An 18,216-nucleotide genomic window follows, 5' to 3' on the forward strand; every position below is an offset into this window, starting at 1 on the left:
ACGCGAATGACATCCAAGCCGATCGCAGCCGTCCTTGCGCTGGGTGCGCTCGCCATGGTCGGGGCCTGCAACGAGCCGGATACCGAAACGCCGTCGCCTGCCCCGTCCGCGACGATGGACAACGGCCTTCCCGATCCCAATTCCAGCCCTGCTTCCATCCTGCGCAGCGATTTGTCCGAAGACGTGATCGAGGAGCCCGCGCTCGAACCGCTCGAGGCGACGATATCGTTCGGCGAAGGCGGCACGCGGCTTTCCGATGCGGCGCGCGAGGAAATCGAGGAGCTTCTCGGCACGGCGCAGATGAAGGCGGGCGGCGCCATCACCCTGCGCGGGCATACCGATCTGGCTCGGTTATGACGAGGCCAATCTGCGCGCCTCGCGCCAACGGGCGGAGGCCGTCGCCGCCATGCTGGAAGACAATGGCATCGACGCAGACCGGATCGAGATCATCGCACTTGGCGAGATGCGTCCGCTTGCCCCCAATGCCAATCTCGATGGTACGGCGAACGAGGCCAATCGCGCGCGAAACCGGCGCGTGGACATTCACATCGCGATTCCGGAAACCGGCGATGACGAAGAAGCGAACGCGGACGAACCGGGCGAGGACGGCCCCGGGATGTCCGGACGTTCGAATTCGACCGACTGATCGAGATGGCATATCCTGCGCCCGCCGGCGCATGCCGTAGAGCGGGTTGCAACGTTGTTAAACAAAGCTGTGATACCCGTTTTCCAGATGCATAGCCCTGCGAGCGAGATCTGACCCATGACAGCACCGCTGTCCCGCCTGTATCAGCTGGCCGCGGCCGCTGTTGCGGTTTGCTTGCGCTGGTCGGCGCGGCCGATCCGATCGAGGAAATGATCTGGATCGCCCTCTACCGTTTGGAGGACAAGCCGGTTTCCGGCCAGATCGTCATCGTCGATGTCGATCAGTCGGCGGATTCCACGCTCAGCGTCGCACAGCGGCAGGCGGAGGTCGTCCGCCAATTGTCGCGGCACAGGCCGAGAGGCATCTATCTTCAGGGTAATTATTCCGCGGACGATCGCGGTATCGCCGAACTGGGCGCGGCGATCGACGCGACGGACGTTCCCGTGGCGATCGGCTGGGTCGAAGGGGTCGGGAGTACGCGCGGCCTGCCGAGCCTGTCACGCTCCGCCCTGCTCGATGGCGCGGTTGCCACCGTCGATCGCTATCACGCCACGGCGCTCGGCTTTGCCTGGGAATCGCTGACCTCGTTCGATGTCGGCAATCGCGAAATGCCGGGATTCCCCGCGGCGGTGGCCGGCTTCGTCGATCTGAACGACTATTATTTCATTGATTACCGCTACGCCAATTCGGAAATCACCATTTTTCCGGCCCGGGTCTTGAGCAGGAGCAATCTGCCGCTGACCGGAAAGCGCGTACTCGTCGGCTCGGCATCGTCGGGGTCCCTTCTCGATCAGGGGGTGGTGGCGATCCCGGGCGACATGGTCCCCCGGATACAGCTCGCCTTTTTCGCAGCGGAAAGCCTTTTGCAGGGGGCGCCGGTCGCGGTGGGCTGGCTCTTCGCGCTCGCCATAATCGTCGCCATCGTGTTTGCCGCGGTATATTACCCGCCCGCGATCCGCCGCACGCTTTATGCTGTCGCGGCTGCGGCCTGTCTCGCCATTCCTTTTGTCGGGCTTCTTCTCGACCGGATCGTGGAGTCGGGCGCGACTGTCGTGTTCCTGGTCCTGTATGCGATCCTGCGCATCACCAGCCTGCTCAAGTCGCAGGCGGCCAAGACCGATCCTCTTTCCGGTCTTCGAAATTTCAGTGCGCTTGCAGAAAAGCTCGAACGCGAGGATGGCATGGTGATCGTCGCCCGGGTCAACCGGTTCGAAGAGGTGCTGAGCAGTCTGGAGCCTGAATTTCACGGCGAATTCATGCAACAGATCGCCGAACGGCTCGCGGCGGACCGTTTCCGCGAAATCTTTTCCGACGGCGCGGGCAATTTCGCCTGGCTGGACGGCACGCGGGATGCCCGTGGGCGGATGGCGGATCTCATCGGGCTGACCGGGGCGCCGATCCTCGTCGAAAATCGTACCTTCGACTTTACCTGCTCCTTCGGAATACAGGATGTCCCGATCGACAGCGCACAACAGGCGATCAGTGCCACGCTGGTCGCGGCGGAACTCGCATCGACCCGCATGTCGCATATCGCCTTGGTGAGCGAGAGGAAGGATGCGGATGCCAACTGGCGGCTTTCGCTTCACACCTCGCTCGATCATGCGATCGTGAACGGCCACATCTATCTCGTATATCAGCCGCAGGTGATGATCGAAAACGGGCAGATCGTCGGTGCGGAGGCGCTGGTTCGGTGGAAGCATCCCGAACGCGGCGAGATCAGCCCCTTCGAATTCATTCCGCAGATCGAAAAGGCGGGTCGTCTCAAACCGCTTACCGCGCATACGTTCCGCATGGCTGCGCGAACGGCGAGCCTGCTTCCCGAACGGGATCTCCGCATATCGGTCAACGTGTCCGCGACGCTCGTTTGCGACGATAATTTCGTGCAGTTCGTTCAGGACAACGTGATGGTCGGCGGCGGCACCGCGTCCCGCATCATGCTTGAGATCACGGAAACCGCGCGTATCGAAAATCTGGAACTCGCCGCGCGGCACCTCACCGAACTGCGCGAGGCCGGTTTCAAGGTTTCCCTCGACGATTTCGGGACCGGCGAAGCCAATCTCAGCCTGCTCGTCCATCTGCCATGCGACGAGGTGAAGCTGGATCAGACCTTCGTAAGGCTCGCAAAAACGAATGAGCGCGCGCGAATGATCATCACCGCTCTGGCGCAGACCACGCGGCTTTCGAACATGTCCTTCGTGGCGGAGGGAATCGAAACGATGGAGGATCAGGCGATCATGGCATCCCACGATTGTAAAGTCGGACAGGGATATTTGTATGGATATCCCCTGCCCTCACACGAACTTATCGAGATTGCCCGCAAAAATATCCGGCTGGTAGGATAAAATCGCTTTTTCTTTCGTCAATGTGCGGTTAATATCATGGTCCAAGCAATGGAGGTTTTTATGGATTATCAGGAAGAACGTGGCGGTGGCATCTGGGAATGGTTTTTCGGCGAATATTGGTTCTGACACCATCTTCGATCGTTGAACGGGGTCTTGTCACCGGCAGGGCCCCGTTTCTGTAACATTCCAATGATGCTTTCCAGCTTGCAATCACATTTCGCTGTGATATTGCGCCGGGCATGCAGAATACAGCCCATCTTTCGGTCAAGGACCGCGTTCGCCATATCGTTTCCACCGGCAGCATGTCACGTGCCGCCCTTGCAAGAGCGGCCGGATTGCACTCCAATTCGCTGCGCGATTGCAACGAGGCGAACTGGAACCCCACATCGGACACGCTGGCAAAGCTCGAAAGCTTTCTCGATTCCAACGACGATCGTCCCGTCCTTGCCAGCCCGGAAGAAATTATCGACGAAGCCCGCAACGGTAGGATGTTCGTACTCGTCGACGACGAAGATCGCGAGAACGAGGGCGATCTCGTCATCCCGGCGCAAATGGCTACCCCCCAGGCGATCAATTTCATGGCGTCGCATGGGCGCGGCCTGATTTGCCTCGCGCTGGCGAAGACGCGCGTCGAACAGCTCGGCCTCGAACTGATGAGCCGGAACAATCGGACGCGCCACGAAACGGCGTTCACCACCTCTATCGAGGCGCGCGAAGGCGTCACCACCGGGATCAGCGCCGCCGACCGCGCCCGCACGATCAGCGTGGCAATCGACTCCGCGAAAACCGCCGATGACATTGTCACACCCGGCCACGTCTTCCCCCTGATCGCGCGGGATGGCGGCGTGCTCGTGCGCGCGGGCCATACCGAGGCCGCGGTCGATATTGCGCGGCTTGCGGGGTTGAACCCGTCGGGCGTCATTTGCGAGATCATGAAGGACGATGGCTCCATGGCGCGGATGGACGACCTCGTCGAATTCGCCCGCACGCACAATCTCAAGATCGGCACGATCCGCGACCTCATCGCCTATCGGCGCGAAAACGACCATCTGGTGGAGAAGCGGGCCGAAACCCGCTTCCGCAGCCAGTGGGGCGGCGACTGGACGGCCATGGCGTTTTTCAACAAGGCCACGGGCGAGGAAACGCTGGCGCTTTGCCTGGGTCATCTGGCCAAGGACAGCCCGACGCTCGTCCGGATGCATGCGCTCGACCTGTTTCCCGATGTGTTTGCGGACGACACGCCGCGCGCCGGCCTGTTGCAACGCGCGATGCAGGCCATTGCGGAGGAGGGCGCAGGCGTGATCGTCGTGATCAATCGCAAATCGCCGGATCTCCTGTCCCGCCGCATCGCCATGCGTGACGCGCCCAAGGCGGACGATATGGACGAATTGCGCGATTATGGCGTCGGCGCACAAATTCTGACCGAGCTGGGCGTGCACGAGATGATCCTGCTCACAAATTCGCACCACTCGCTCGTCGCGCTCGAAGGGTACGGCCTGACCGTGGTCGGCGAACGCCCCATCCCCGACGCCTGAACAAGACTGGACACAGACAATGGCACGATTCCTCATCGTCGAAGCGCGGTTCTACGACGAATATAACGACATGCTGATCAGCGGCGCGCGGCAGGTGCTCGAACAGGCGGGGCACGAGGTCGAGGTGCTCACCGTTCCTGGCGCGCTTGAGATACCCGGCGCGATCGCGCTGGCGGTCGAGGGCGGCGGTTACGATGGCTTTGTCGCGATCGGCGTGGTGATTCGCGGCGAAACCTATCATTTCGAGATCGTCGCGGGCGAAAGCGCACGTGCGATCATGGCGCTGACCATCGACGGGATTGCGGTGGGTAATGGCATACTGACCGTGGAAAACGATGAACAGGCGCTCGTCCGCGCCGACCCTGCGCAGAAGAACAAGGGTGGAGAGGCTGCCCGCGCCGCCATCGCGCTGTACGATCTCCGCACCCGTTTCACCGGATAACCGGAACCGCACGACGAACGAGGCGTCATTGATCCCATGACGGACATGACGCCTTGATCACCACGATACTGGAATGGTTCGGCGCGCTTGGCACGATTGCGGCCGCCGCGCTTATCGCGTCCGATCTGGGTCGGCGGGTGACCGGATGGGCCTTCGTCCTGTTCACGATCGTATCGGTGGCGTGGATCGCGGCCGGAATGCTCGGCAACAACACGCCGATCGCGTTGCAGAATGTCGTGATGTTTTTCGTCAATGGCTGGGGTGTGTGGCAGTACCTGCTCAACCCGAAGAAGAAGCGCGAGATCGAGCGCGCCGAAGAGCTTGAACAAAAAGCGCACGAAGACGTCGAGAACGGCGACGCCTGAGGTCGTGCGCCTTACCAGATCGTGATGCGGTCCTCGGGGGCGAGGTAAAGCGCGTCGCCCTCCTCCACATCGAACGCGCGATACCATGCATCGAGATTGCGCACGGTCGCCGCGCGATACCGGCCCGGCGCATGGCCATCGGTGGCAAGCTGCGCCCGCAATCTGGCATCGCGGGTTTTCGTCGCCCAGGCCTGCGCATAGGCGATGAAGAACCGTTGATCCCCGGTAAAGCCCTCGATCACTGGCGGCTCCTTGCCCCGCAAGGACGCGCGATACGCATCATATGCCGCCGCGAGCCCGGCAAGGTCCGCGATATTCTCGCCCAGCGTAAGCTGCCCGTCGACCGCCGCGTCGGCGAACGGGCGATAGCGCGAATATTGCTCGGCGAGGTCCTGCCCCCTGCGGCGAAACTCCTCCGCGTCCGCCGCCCCCCACCAGTTGCGCATGCGGCCGTCGGCATCGAAGGCCGCGCCGTTATTGTAGAAACTATGGCTGATTTCATGGCCGATGATCGCACCGATCGCGCCATAATTGGCGGCCGGGTCGGCCTCCGGATCGTAGAACGGACGCTGCAATATGCCCGCCGGAAAGTTCAGCGCATTCTGAACCGGCAGATTGAGCGCATTGACCACGTGCGGCGATAGCCACCATTCGCTGCGGTCGAGCGGTTTGCCGATCTTCGCGAGGGCACGGCGATAGGCTGCCTGCTCCGCCGCGACGGTCATGCCATAGGCGGACTTGCCCGCCAGTTGCAGCCCGTCATACCGGTCGTAACGGTCGGGATAGCCGATCCCGACCTCGATCCCGGCGACCTTCTCCAATGCCTCGCGCCGGGTCGCGGGGGCGAGCCAGTCGAGCGCACCGACCCTCTGCGCAAAGGCGCGTTTTACCCGTGCGACCATGATCTCGATATCGCGGCGCTGATTGGCGGAGAAATTGCGCTCCACGTAAAGGCGGCCCAGCGCATCGCCGAAATTTTCGCCCAGCGCCTCGATCGCGAGCGTTTCGCGATCCGGCCGCGTGTCGAGCCCGCCGAGAACCCGCCCGTAGAAATCGAAATGCGCCCGGCCCACCGGCGATGGCAGCACGTCGGCATACTGGCTCAGCCGGTGAAAGCGCAGCCAGTCCTTCCACACGTCGAGCGGCTCCCCTGCGACGAGGGCGGAAAGCCCGGCGATCCCGTCGGCGTGATAGGCGGCAAAACGGTCCTGTTCGCCGAGCGATGCAGCCCCAAAGAACGCATCCCAATCGATACCGGGCGCGTATTCGGCGAAATCGGCGCGCGACCACAGCGTGGCGGAGCGGGTGAAATCCTCGCTCTGTTCACGCGGCACGTGGGCCCGCGCGATCGCGGTTTCGAGCGCGATGATACGGTCCGCCCGCGCATATCCGTCCTTCACGCCGACGGTGCCGAACATCCGCGCGATATAGTCGCGATACTCGCGCCGGATACGGACCATGTCGCGGCTGTCGGACAGGTAATATTCGCGCGAGGGAAGGCCCAGCCCGCCCTGCAACATATAGGGCACCACGCTATCTTCGGTCAGGGCGCGGGTCACGAACAGGCCGAACAGGTTTTCGGTATGAAAATCGGTCGCGTTGAGCGGATCCACATCGGCGCGCATCTGCCGGCCCAGTACGCGCGACAAATCCGCGACGTCATCGATTGCGGCGTAACGGCGAAAATCGTCGCGCATCGGGCGCAGTCCGCGCCGGTCGATGGCACGCTGATCCATGAAGGCTGTGTAGTAGCGGGCAATCATGCCCTCGGGCGTATCGTCGTCCTGCGGCGTGCCGGCGACTTCCTCGACCAGCATGCGGAGCCGTTCCTCGGCCCGCTCTTGCGCCATGAGGAATGAGCCGGTCGAGGATCGGTCCGCCGGAATCTGCGTCGCGTTCAGCCAGTTGCCATTGGCATAAAGGAAAAAATCGTCGCCGGGATCGACCGATTTGTCGATCGCCTCGATGTCGATGCCCACGCCCGTCCCCTGGATCGGGGAGACCTGCTCGCTCACGTCCGGGGCGCAGGCGGTCACCGCCGCAACCGAACCGGTCACCAGAAGCAGGGGAAGGACGAAGTCACGATAGGGCAATTAAAGGTCCGGAAGCGATATGTGGCAAAAATGGGGCGACCCACCTCTAGGGAAGAACGCCCCAATTCGCAATCGGTCCGGTGCCGGTTTCGTGTCGAACCCGCCCTTTTTCATGGCGGCGGGCCGATGCGGCTTTAGCCGGCGAGACGACCGAACGCGGCACGCCCTGGATACCACGCGCTCGCGCCCAGCTCTTCCTCGATACGAATCAACTGGTTATACTTGGCAAGCCGGTCGGAACGGGCGAGCGAACCGGTCTTGATCTGCCCGCAATTGGTCGCCACGGCGAGATCGGCGATGGTGCTGTCCTCGGTCTCGCCCGAACGGTGGCTCATCACCGCGGTATAGCCTGCACGCTGCGCGATGGAGACGGCCTCCAGCGTTTCGGTGAGCGTGCCGATCTGGTTGACCTTCACCAGCAGCGAATTGGCCAGCCCCTTGCCGATGCCCATGGTCAGACGTTCCGGATTGGTCACGAACAGGTCATCACCGACAAGCTGCACCCGGTCGCCAACCACGTCGGTGAGTGCCTTCCACCCGTCGAGATCGTCCTCGCCCATGCCATCCTCGATCGAGAGGATGGGATAGGCCTCGCACAGTTTTGCGAGGTAATCGGCCATCTCGGCCCCGTCGAGCGAGAGCCCCTCGCCCGAAATCTCGTACTTGCCGTCGCGGTAGAATTCGGTCGCCGCGCAATCGAGCGCGATGGCGACATCCTCGCCCGGCTTGAAGCCCGCCTTCTCGACCGACTGCATGATGAAATCGAGCGCGTCGCGCGTGCCGGCAAGGTTGGGGGCAAAGCCGCCCTCGTCGCCCACCGCGGTCGAGAGCCCCTTCTCCGACAGGCCTTTCTTCAGCGTGTGAAAGATTTCTGCGCCCCAACGCACCGCCTCGCTCAGTGTGTCGGCGCCCACGGGCATGACCATGAATTCCTGAAAATCGATGGGATTGTCGGCATGTTCGCCGCCGTTGATAATGTTCATCATCGGCACCGGAAGCGTGTGCGCCGAAACCCCGCCGACATAGGAATAAAGCGGCAGGCCGCGCGCCGCCGCCGCCGCCTTCGCCACGGCGAGGCTGACGCCGAGCATGGCGTTCGCGCCGAGCCGCCCCTTGTTCGCCGTGCCGTCGAGGTCGATCATGGCGAGGTCGATGTCGCGCTGATCCTCCGCGTCGAGGCCCATGATGACGTCGGCGATTTCGCCGTTCACGCCATCGACCGCCTTCGTGACGCCCTTGCCCATGTAGCGATCCTTGTCGCCGTCGCGCAGTTCCACTGCCTCATGCGCGCCGGTCGATGCGCCGGACGGGACCGCCGCGCGGCCCATCGAACCATCCTCGAGAAGGACGTCGACCTCGACCGTCGGGTTGCCCCGGCTATCGAGAATTTCACGCGCATGGATGTCGATAATGGCGGTCATGGCTCACTCGTTCCTTCTGTCTGGCGATACCCGGATCGGGCCGGGCGGCGACGATCGGCAAAGATGTCGGAAAGCGTCGCGGGCATATGCTCGCGCCTCTGTCCGTAAAGCGCCCTAATTCCCGGAACCTTGACTGGCAACAGCCGTTAATGCGGCAATAAGCGCGGGAGAATAGCGCTCCCCCCGTGCACGATTGAAAGAACCGCCGGAAATATTGCGCGTCCGGCTATCAGACCGCCCAAACGCCGGGGCGAACAACGAAGGGATTACAATTATCATGGCAGACCCCATCAGCACCGAACCGACCGCAACCACCACGCCGGCCATGGGCGCGACCACCGCGACCGACCGCGAAACGCTGGGCGTCGATCACAAGACCGAGGCGAAGTCGCGCTTCTCCAATGCGCTGAACGAAGCGAAGGCAGGTGCCGCCGCACTGAAGGCTGAGGCGTTCGATCGCGGCAATCAGTACAAGGAACGCGCCAACGAAAAGGGCGACCAGTTCAAGGGCGACGCCGCCGCCTACGGCGATCAGGCAAAGGCGAAAGCCAGCGATTATGCCTATCAGGGCAAGGCGAAGGCCAGCGAAGGCCTGACCTCGCTCAGCCGCATGATCAACGACAATGCCGCGACGCTCGACGAAAAGCTCGGGCCGAAATACGGCGATTATGCCCGTTCCGCTTCGCGCAGCCTCGAAGAGCAGGCCGCCAAGCTCGACTCCAAGAGCATCGAGGAGCTGACCGAGGACACGCGCACCTATATCCGGTCCAACCCCGGCACCGCGGTCGGCATCGCCGCTGCGACCGGCTACATGCTGGCCCGCCTCTTCCGTTCGGGCAAGTGATCGCCTCGACACCGCAAACGATGATCCGATCGACCGGCGCCATTTCGGCCCGCGATAATCTCAAGGCGATCGAAACGGGGCCGCTGGCATGACACAAAGCTATACCGACGCAGGCGATCCGCGGGTGAACCCCGTGGATCCCTACGATACCCATATCGAAACCGATCCGGCGGCCGAACGGTCTCTCGTCGATGACGTTCGCGCGCTCATCGACGATGGCAAGATGGTTGCCGAGGCGGAACTCGATTTTCAGAAGAAGCGCGTCGCCTATGGCGCCGGGCAGGCTGGCGGTATCGTGGGCCGGTTCGGCGCGGCGGCGGTCGTCGCGCTTCTCGCCGGTATTGGCTTTACGGTCGGACTCATCATCGCGCTGGGCACGCTCATCACGATCTGGGGCTCTACCGCGGTCGTGACGCTTGTCTATCTGCTGGTCGCGCTCGGACTGGCGAAGTCCGGTCAGAAGCGGCTTCGCCATGTGCAGGCCGTCATTTCCACCACCGACCGGACGGAGAGCCGCTGATGCCCGTAACCGAAAGCGAAGTCCTCGAAGCGAAACGGTTGCGCGGCTCCGCCCGGACCGTGTTCAATACACAGAAGGCGCTCGTGCGGGCCGATCTCGACGCGGCCGGTGTCGGCACGCGGATCAAGAACCGCCTCACCGAAGAAGGCAGGCACCTGTCGGACAAGGCGAGCGAAACGGCCTCCGAACATCCGCAGGCGGTGAAGGCCGGCGCGGCGGCGCTCGTCGCCTGGTTCGTGGGACGCCCGGTGCTCGGCGCGATGATCGGCGGGATCGCCGGCCTGTTCGGTTTCGGATCGGACGACGAGGAATACTGAAGCCGCCCGCGGATCCGGCATAACGCCACACCCCAATCACAAGGAATTTTTCATGCAGACGCAAGCCAACACGGAGCTTTATCCCGAACCCGATACCAAGCCGTCCCTGTCCGATCGCGTGTCCGCGGCACAGGAGCGGATCGCGGAAAGCACCGCCCCTGCGCGCAGCAAGGCCTGCGATGCCGCGGTCGCCACGAAGAATTTCGTGAGCGAACACCCGTTCATTGCGGTCGCAGGCGCACTCGCGGTCGGCGCGATCATCGCGGTGTCCCTGCCCGGACGGCCGGGCCGCAAGGTTCGCGGTTCGGTCATGGCAGCGGGCGGCACGATTGCCGAGCTGGCCGCGACCTATGGCGCGCAGCTGCTCGAAATGGCGGAAGACGCCAGCAATGCGAGCCAGGAAAAGCTCGAGGAAATCGGCGACAGCATTGCCGAGGCCACGAGTGCCCTCACCGGAAGCGCGCGGATCGCGGGCGAAAGCGCGGTCGACAGCGTATCGCGCGCAGGCGAGCGCACCGCCGACACGCTGGAGCGGGCGGCACATTCAACCATGCGCGAAGGCCGCACCCTGGTCTCGCGTTTTCGCCGCTGATCGCCGCGATCCGCAAACATGGCTTCGGCGCAGGGCTTGCAGGTCTTGCGCCGAAGCCGTTTTCGTTTAACCCACGCAGCCGAACCGCGATGGACGACACGCGGTCGCTTCTCGCCAACGATATTTCGCAGCATAAGGTAGCAACGCGCGATGGGACAGAAATTGCATCTCGTTCTGGGCGGCCGGGTCAAGGACCCGCGCGGCATTGAATTCGAGGATCTCGAGCAGGTCGATCTGGTCGGGGTCTACCCCGATTTCGACAGCGCCGAGAACGCCTGGCGCAGCGCGGCACAGCGCACGGTCGACGATGCCGAGATGAAATATGTCATCGTGCACTTGCATCGCCTGCTGGAACCGCATCTCGCCGATCATGAAAAGATCGCCGACGCGGAATGAGAAAAGGCCCCGGATCGCGCGATCCGGGGCCTTTTTCTCGATCCGATCCGCAAGGGTTCAGATGAATTCGATCTTGTCGATGAGGTAGAACCTTTCGCCCGACGGAACGGTGACTTCGATTTCCTCGCCGACCTTCTTCCCGATCAGCGCGCGGCCCATCGGGCTGGAATAGCTGATGCGGCCTTTTTTCGCATCGGCCTCGGTCTGACCGACGATCTGGTAACGGATCGGCTTTTCGTCCTCGTCCAGCATGCTGACCGTCGCGCCGAACACGACCTTGTCGCCCGAAAGCGTGGCGGGGTCGATGATCTGTGCGCGGCTGACGCGATCCTCAAGATCGGCAATGCTCGCCTCGACCTGGCCCTGACGCTCCTTCGCCGCGTGATATTCGGCGTTTTCGGACAGGTCGCCATGCGCACGCGCTTCTTCGATGGCGTCCACGATCCGGGGGCGTTCCTCGCGCAGCGCCTTAAGATCCGCCGTCAGCTTCTCGTAGCCCTCGGCCAGCATGGGGACTTTTTCGACGGCCATTTTAGAACCATTCCTTACTGTTGTGGGACAGGAAAACCGGCCGCCTTGCCAGATGGAAGGCGACCGGTTTGCCCGCTATATGCGATGTGTCGTCAATTCAGCCGCTATAATAGGACTGAAGCGACCGCACTTCAAGCTTTCCGCCGCGTTGCGCGACGATCGCATCGGCCGCGGCCACGCATGCCGCCGCGGTGGTATAGGACGGCACGCGCTCTTCCAGCGCTGCGGTGCGGATCGACTTGCTGTCCTTCAGGCTCTGCCACCCTTCGGTCGTGTTGAAGATCAATGCCACGTCGCCATCCACGATCCGGTCGACGATATGGGGCCGGCCCTCCGCGACCTTGTTGACGATATCGACCGCGATTCCGTTTTCGGAAAGGAACCGGCCCGTGCCGGACGTCGCGATGATTTCGAAACCATTGTCGGCCAGCTTGCGCACCGCGGGCAGGATCGTCTGCTTGTCCGTCGACTTGACCGACACGAACAGAATGCCCTTTTCCGGAAGGCTCGCGCCCGCGCCGAATTGCGACTTGATGAACGCGGAGGTGAAATCGGCATCGATGCCCATGACCTCGCCTGTCGATTTCATTTCGGGCGACAGTACGGGGTCGGTGCCGGGGAAACGGGCGAACGGGAACACCGCCTCCTTCACCGCGACATGGTCGATCCTCCGGTCGATGACGGGAAGGTCGGCCAGTTTTTCGCCGGCCATCACGCGCGCGGCGATCTTTGCGATCGGCTGCCCGATGGCCTTCGCGACGAAGGGCACGGTCCGGCTTGCGCGCGGGTTCACCTCGATCAGATAGACCTCGCCGTCCTTCACCGCGAACTGAATGTTCATCAGCCCGACGACCTTCAACGCATGGGCGAGCGCATCGGCCTGACGCTCCATTTCCTCGATAATCGGGGCAGGCAGGCTGTAGGGCGGGAGCGAGCAGGCGCTGTCGCCCGAATGCACGCCCGCTTCCTCGATATGCTGCATCACGCCGGCGACGACGACGTCGGTCCCGTCGCAGATCGCATCCACATCGCATTCGATCGCATCGCGCAGATACTGGTCGATCAGAACCGGCTGATCCCCCGACACGTGCACGGCGGTTTCCATGTACTGATCGAGCTGCGCCTCGCTGTCGACGATTTCCATCGCCCGCCCGCCAAGGACATAGGACGGGCGGATGAGCACGGGGAAACCGATGCGCGCCGCGATCGCCCGCGCCTCTTCCTGGCTGCGCGCCATGCCGTTCGCCGGCTGCTTCAGCCCCAGCTTGTTGACCAGCGCGGAAAACCGCTCCCGGCTTTCGGCAAGGTCGATCGCATCGGGCGAGGTGCCGAGGATGGGAATGCCCGCATCCTCCAATGCCTGCGCCAGTTTTAGCGGCGTCTGTCCGCCGAACTGCACGATCACGCCATGCAGCGTGCCGCGCGACCGCTCCACATCGAGGATTTCCAGCACGTCCTCCGCCGTTAGCGGTTCGAAATAGAGCCGGTCGGAGGTGTCGTAATCGGTGCTCACCGTTTCCGGGTTGCAGTTGATCATGATCGTTTCGTAACCGACCCCGCCCTGCTCCACGCTGCCCAATGCAAAACAGGCGTGACAGCAGCAATAGTCGAATTCGATCCCCTGCCCGATCCGGTTCGGACCGCCACCCAGGATCACGACCTTCTTCGCGTCGGTGGGGTCCGCCTCGTTCTCCGCCTCGCCGAACAAGGGCTGTTCATAGGTGGAGTACATGTAAGGCGTAATCGCCTCGAACTCTGCGGCGCAGCTGTCGATACGCTTGAACACCGGACGCACGCCGAGCTTGTGGCGCAATTCGCGGATCTCTTCTTCCGACGTGCCGCCGGCCATCGCCTTGATCGCGTCGTGGAGCAGGCCGGAGCGTTTCGCCTGCGTCTCCGCCATGCCGCCGGCCACGCCAATGCTGCGCACGGCGAGGGTCGAGAGCCGCTTGTCCGAAAAGCCCATTGCCTTCAGCCGGAGCAGACCTTCGCGCGTGCGGGGCACACCTTCCTTCAGGATGATGCTTTCCTCGGCGATGATCTGGTGGATATGCCGCAGGAACCATTTGTCGTATTTCGTGACGGCATGGACCTCGTCCACGCTCAGCCCTTCGCGAAACGCCTGCGCCGTGACGACCAGCCGTTCGGGCCGCGCGACCGACAAGGCCTCCACGATCTGGTCCTTGCTCGCGCCCTCAAGCTCCTCGATCCGGTTGAAGCCGTCCAGCCCGATCTCCAGACCGCGCAGCGCCTTCTGCATCGATTCCTTGAAATTGCGGCCGATCGCCATGACCTCGCCCACCGATTTCATCGCGGTGGAGAGGCGATTGTCGGCGCCCTTGAACTTTTCGAAGGCGAAGCGCGGGATCTTCGTCACGACGTAATCGATCGTCGGCTCGAAACTCGCCGGGGTGGCGCCCGTAATCTCGTTCGTGATTTCGTCCAGCGTATAGCCCACGGCCAGCTTCGCCGCGACGCGCGCGATGGGAAAGCCGGTCGCCTTGGACGCCAGCGCGGACGACCGCGACACGCGGGGGTTCATCTCGATCACGATGAGGCGGCCATCGTCGGGGTTCACGGCGAATTGCACGTTCGACCCGCCGGTTTCGACGCCAATCTCGCGCAGCACCGCGATGCTGGCGTTGCGCATGATCTGATATTCCTTGTCGGTCAGCGTCAGCGCGGGCGCAACCGTGATGGAATCGCCGGTGTGGACGCCCATCGGATCGACGTTTTCGATGGAACAGATGATGATGCAATTGTCGTTCCGGTCCCGGACGACTTCCATCTCGTATTCTTTCCAGCCGAGCAGCGATTCCTCGATCAACACTTCGGTCTTGGGGCTGGCCTCGAGCCCGTCGCGCACGATCTTCTCGAACTCCGCGCGGTTGTAGGCGATGCCCCCGCCCGTCCCGCCCATGGTAAAGCTTGGCCGGATGATCGACGGCAGCCCGGTGCGTTCCAGCACGGCAAGCGCATCCTCCATCGAATGGGCGATGCCCGACCGCGCGCTTTCGAGGCCGATCTTGTCCATCGCCTCGCGGAAACGCTGGCGGTTTTCGGCCTTGTCGATGGCGTCGGCATCGGCGCCGATCATCTGCACGCCATATTTGTCGAGCACGCCCGTTTCGGCCAGCGTCAGCGCGCAATTGAGCGCGGTCTGCCCGCCCATGGTCGGCAGGACGGCATCGGGCCGTTCCTTCGCGATCACCATTTCGACGAATTCGGGCGTGATCGGCTCGACATAGGTGGCGTCGGCCATTTCCGGATCGGTCATGATCGTGGCCGGGTTGGAATTGACTAGGATGACGCGGTAGCCCTCCTCCTTCAATGCCTTGATCGCCTGCGTGCCCGAATAATCGAACTCGCAAGCCTGCCCGATAATGATCGGCCCCGCGCCAATGACGAGGATGGATGAGATGTCAGTGCGTTTGGGCATTAAAAGTGCCTCTTTCCAAGATCGACCAACCGTTCAAAGGCCGCTTTGTCTGGCTGTATTGTTTGCGACAATTTTCCAGGGATATCCCGCGCGGAGCGTCCATAATTGTCGCTTCGCAGGAAACGCTCTGTCCCGCAGTCAACCAAGCGAACGACAGCTTTTCCGACTTCGCAATACGGCTGTACGGTTACTTTTTCTCTGCCCGTGAGGGTTTCGATGGTCGCCATTGTTTAAGCCTCCAACTCACCCACGAATTTCTCGAACAGGTAGAAGCTGTCCTGCGGCCCCGGCGATGCCTCGGGGTGATACTGCACCCCGAACGCCTTCTTGCCGGCAATTGAAATTCCGCAATTGGTTCCGTCGAAGAGCGAGCGGTGCGTTTCCACCACGCCGTCCGGCAGCGTGTCGCCATCGACCGCGAATCCGTGGTTCATGCTGGTAATCTCGACCAGGCCTTGCGTATCGCCCCAGGTTTCGCCGACGCGCTGCACCGGGTGGTTGGCGCCGCGGTGCCCCTGATGCATCTTGGTCGTCTTCGCACCGGCGGCAAGCGCCAGCATCTGATGCCCCAGACATATGCCGAAGATCGGCACGTCCCGGTCGAGCAAAGTACGGATCACCGGCACGGCATATTCGCCCGTCGCCGCCGGATCGCCCGGCCCGTTCGACAGGAACACACCATCGGGTTTCAATGCCATGATCTCGTCCAGCGTCGCGCGTGCCGGAACTACGGTCACCCGCGCCCCCGCCCGCACCAGATTGCGGAAGATATTGTCCTTCGCCCCGAAATCCATGGCAACGACATGCGGGCGCGCCTCGTCCGCTGCGGCGCCATAACCCGTGCCCAGTTCCCACACGTCGCCGGTCCAGCCTTCCTGCACCTCGCGGCTGGCAGGTCCGGCAAGGTCCAGCCCTTCGAGCCCCTGCCACCCCTGCACCCGGGCGAGCAGCGCGGGAATGTCGAAATTGCCATCGGGATCGTGCGCGATGCAGACGTTCGGCGCGCCCTGCACGCGGATCCGGCGAGTCAGCGCGCGCGTGTCTAGCCCGGCGATGCCGATCTTTCCGTTCTCCCGCATCCAGGTCGGAAAATCGCCCATGCTGCGGAAATTGGAGGGGTCGGTGACATCTTCACGCACGACGCATCCGACCGCGCTGTCGACGGCGCCCTCGACATCCTCGGCATTCGATCCGACATTGCCGATGTGTGGGAAGGTGAAGCACACCACCTGCGCGGCATAGGAGGGGTCGGTCATCACCTCCTGATACCCGGTCATCGCGGTGTTGAAGCACATTTCGCCGACCGCATGGCCCGTCGCCCCGAAGCCGCGTCCCCATGCCACATGGCCATCCGCGAAAACCAGAGCGGCGGTCGCTCCCTTTGGTTGTGGCGCATGCGTAGTTGCGGCGTCGGCCATGTGTGGGCGCTCCGTTCTTGTCCAGTGGTTCGGCGATGTTCGCTAAGGCCCAGCGGCTAGCCTCGCGCGCCGCGGCGGTCAAGCTAGGAACGCGACGTTTTTACCGCTACCGACGCGGTTCAACCAATCTCCTATGCGAATGGACATGGCACATGCTGCGCGACACGATCAAATCCGCCCAGATTCAGGCAATGAAGGACAAGGACAAGGAACGGCTGGCCGCGGTCCGCCTGATTCTTGCCAAGATCAAGGACCGCGACATCGAGATGCGCACCGGCAACGCATCGGGCGAACCGGCCGATGACGATGCGATGGTGATCGAGGTGCTTCAGAAAATGGCGAAGCAGCGCAAGGAATCGATCGCCATGTATAACGAGGGCGGCCGCGCCGAACTCGCCGCTGCGGAACAGGGCGAGCTCGCCGTGATCGAGGAATTCCTTCCGCAGCAGATGAACGAGGCGGAAACGAAGGACGCCATCGAAAAGATCAAGGCGGACACCGGTGCCACCGGAATGAAGGACATGGGCAAGGTCATGGCGGAATTGAAAGCGCGGCACGGCGCCGTCCTCGACATGAGCAACGCCAGCCGGCTGGTGAAGGAGAGCCTCGCCTGATGACGGGGCGGATCGCAGGAACGCGGTGCGTCGCCGCGTTGAGCGCACTGACCGTCATGCTCGGCGCATGTTCGCAGGCCGAGCCGGCGCAGGACGAAACCGTGGCCGAGCAGGCCATCGACGATGCCGTTTCAGCGGACGGAGAGCTTCTCAACCCCGAGGATTTCGCCCGGAGCATGATCGGCCCGCGCATCCTGGGTCCGCAGGGGCCGACGGTGCAGTCCCGCTTCGAAGGGCCGGACGGAACCACGGGGACCATCGAATCCTACGTCGCCTGCCCGATCGAGACGAGCGGCAGCGCATGCAACCCCGCCGAACTGCCCGAAACGACGATCTTCACCTATGTCATGCGCGTAACCCCGGACGAACGGGCAAGCGCATTTCGCACCGCGGTTCCCGTCTTCGGCTATGCAGGCGTCGCCGGATTCGAGGAAGCGGAGGCACAGGCCGCGCTCGGCGGCGATGCGCGGCTTGAACTGCGCTGCGTCAATGGCGGGCTGTTCTATTCGGTGGTCGGCGGCGAAGGATGGCGCGCCGGGGCGCCGATCACCTTCTTCTGGCAGGGGACATTGCCGCCTGCCGGCCCGGCGCAGGCGTATCAGCTTATCGCCGGCGGCAGGATCGGGACCGCAGAGGGACCGGCCCCGGCACAGCAGACGACGGGCGGCTGCTGAACCCCGCACATTCCCGCGGAAGCTGAC

Annotated in this window: 19 protein-coding genes; 13 read left to right on the forward strand and 6 right to left on the reverse strand. The window is 63.1% G+C overall.

The genetic code is table 11. From position 1 onward, the window contains the following. The first annotated feature begins 6 nt into the window (after positions 1–6). The 6 genes from JD971_RS15350 to JD971_RS15375 all read left to right on the forward strand — a co-directional run bounded on the left by JD971_RS15350 (position 7) and on the right by JD971_RS15375 (position 5,330). Positions 7–357: a hypothetical protein gene (locus tag JD971_RS15350; protein ID WP_202084749.1), complete on the forward strand. Its 351-nt coding sequence runs from the start codon at positions 7–9 to the stop codon at positions 355–357. 49 nt (positions 358–406) lie between these two features. Further along, positions 407–646: a hypothetical protein gene (locus JD971_RS15355; protein ID WP_236672138.1), complete on the forward strand. Its 240-nt coding sequence runs from the start codon at positions 407–409 to the stop codon at positions 644–646. A gap of 209 nt (positions 647–855) precedes the next feature. Beyond that, on the forward strand, positions 856–2,988 hold the full coding sequence (locus JD971_RS15360) for an EAL domain-containing protein (protein WP_202084750.1): 2,133 nt from the start codon (positions 856–858) through the stop codon (positions 2,986–2,988). A 239-nt stretch (positions 2,989–3,227) separates the two neighbouring features. Then, complete coding sequence (gene ribB, locus JD971_RS15365) at positions 3,228–4,523, forward strand: 3,4-dihydroxy-2-butanone-4-phosphate synthase (protein ID WP_202084752.1); 1,296 nt, start codon at positions 3,228–3,230, stop codon at positions 4,521–4,523. 19 nt (positions 4,524–4,542) lie between these two features. Beyond that, entirely contained in the window at positions 4,543–4,965 is a 423-nt protein-coding gene (ribH, locus tag JD971_RS15370) for a 6,7-dimethyl-8-ribityllumazine synthase (protein WP_202084754.1), read from the forward strand. Between the two features lie 53 nt (positions 4,966–5,018). Beyond that, positions 5,019–5,330 carry a hypothetical protein gene (locus JD971_RS15375; protein WP_236672139.1) on the forward strand — a complete coding sequence of 104 codons (312 nt, stop codon included), beginning with the start codon at positions 5,019–5,021 and terminating at the stop codon, positions 5,328–5,330. An 11-nt stretch (positions 5,331–5,341) separates the two neighbouring features. Here JD971_RS15375 and JD971_RS15380 read toward each other — a convergent pair whose 3' ends face one another. Then, positions 5,342–7,423 carry a M13 family metallopeptidase gene (locus tag JD971_RS15380; RefSeq protein ID WP_202084756.1) on the reverse strand — a complete coding sequence of 694 codons (2,082 nt, stop codon included), beginning with the start codon at positions 7,421–7,423 and terminating at the stop codon, positions 5,342–5,344. A gap of 134 nt (positions 7,424–7,557) precedes the next feature. Then, a complete protein-coding gene (eno, locus tag JD971_RS15385) occupies positions 7,558–8,844 on the reverse strand; it encodes a phosphopyruvate hydratase (RefSeq protein WP_202084758.1) in 1,287 nt (428 codons plus the stop codon). Between the two features lie 277 nt (positions 8,845–9,121). Here eno and JD971_RS15390 point away from each other — a divergent pair, with 277 nt between their 5' ends. From JD971_RS15390 to JD971_RS15410, 5 genes are all read left to right on the forward strand, one after another. Next, complete coding sequence (locus tag JD971_RS15390; protein ID WP_236672140.1) at positions 9,122–9,688, forward strand: hypothetical protein; 567 nt, start codon at positions 9,122–9,124, stop codon at positions 9,686–9,688. Between the two features lie 88 nt (positions 9,689–9,776). Further along, a complete protein-coding gene (locus JD971_RS15395; protein ID WP_202084760.1) occupies positions 9,777–10,208 on the forward strand; it encodes a phage holin family protein in 432 nt (143 codons plus the stop codon). Continuing rightward, positions 10,208–10,525: a hypothetical protein gene (locus JD971_RS15400; RefSeq protein ID WP_202084762.1), complete on the forward strand. Its 318-nt coding sequence runs from the start codon at positions 10,208–10,210 to the stop codon at positions 10,523–10,525. The genes JD971_RS15395 and JD971_RS15400 overlap by 1 nt, the downstream gene beginning before the upstream one ends. A gap of 52 nt (positions 10,526–10,577) precedes the next feature. Beyond that, complete coding sequence (locus tag JD971_RS15405; protein ID WP_202084765.1) at positions 10,578–11,117, forward strand: hypothetical protein; 540 nt, start codon at positions 10,578–10,580, stop codon at positions 11,115–11,117. 150 nt (positions 11,118–11,267) lie between these two features. Next, entirely contained in the window at positions 11,268–11,513 is a 246-nt protein-coding gene (locus tag JD971_RS15410) for a DUF4170 domain-containing protein (RefSeq protein WP_202084767.1), read from the forward strand. 57 nt (positions 11,514–11,570) lie between these two features. On the opposite strand, the gene greA is transcribed toward JD971_RS15410, so the two are convergent. From greA to carA, 4 genes are all read right to left on the reverse strand, one after another. Further along, positions 11,571–12,044, reverse strand: coding sequence for a transcription elongation factor GreA (gene greA, locus JD971_RS15415; protein ID WP_202084769.1), 474 nt, complete (start codon positions 12,042–12,044; stop codon positions 11,571–11,573). Between the two features lie 97 nt (positions 12,045–12,141). Next, a complete protein-coding gene (gene carB / locus JD971_RS15420; RefSeq protein WP_202084771.1) occupies positions 12,142–15,483 on the reverse strand; it encodes a carbamoyl-phosphate synthase large subunit in 3,342 nt (1,113 codons plus the stop codon). Further along, complete coding sequence (locus JD971_RS15425; protein WP_202084772.1) at positions 15,483–15,710, reverse strand: hypothetical protein; 228 nt, start codon at positions 15,708–15,710, stop codon at positions 15,483–15,485. Before JD971_RS15425 ends, carB begins: the two co-directional genes overlap by 1 nt. 3 nt (positions 15,711–15,713) lie before the next feature. Further along, on the reverse strand, positions 15,714–16,901 hold the full coding sequence (gene carA, locus JD971_RS15430; RefSeq protein WP_202084774.1) for a glutamine-hydrolyzing carbamoyl-phosphate synthase small subunit: 1,188 nt from the start codon (positions 16,899–16,901) through the stop codon (positions 15,714–15,716). 152 nt (positions 16,902–17,053) lie between these two features. Here carA and JD971_RS15435 point away from each other — a divergent pair, with 152 nt between their 5' ends. Further along, positions 17,054–17,515 carry a GatB/YqeY domain-containing protein gene (locus tag JD971_RS15435; protein ID WP_202084777.1) on the forward strand — a complete coding sequence of 154 codons (462 nt, stop codon included), beginning with the start codon at positions 17,054–17,056 and terminating at the stop codon, positions 17,513–17,515. Next, positions 17,515–18,189, forward strand: a complete 675-nt coding sequence (locus tag JD971_RS15440; RefSeq protein ID WP_202084779.1) for a hypothetical protein — start codon at positions 17,515–17,517, stop codon at positions 18,187–18,189. Before JD971_RS15435 ends, JD971_RS15440 begins: the two co-directional genes overlap by 1 nt. Positions 18,190–18,216 lie beyond the last annotated feature (27 nt).

Origin of the sequence: Croceicoccus sp. YJ47, from assembly GCF_016745095.1 — a bacterium.
Lineage (GTDB): Bacteria > Pseudomonadota > Alphaproteobacteria > Sphingomonadales > Sphingomonadaceae > Croceicoccus.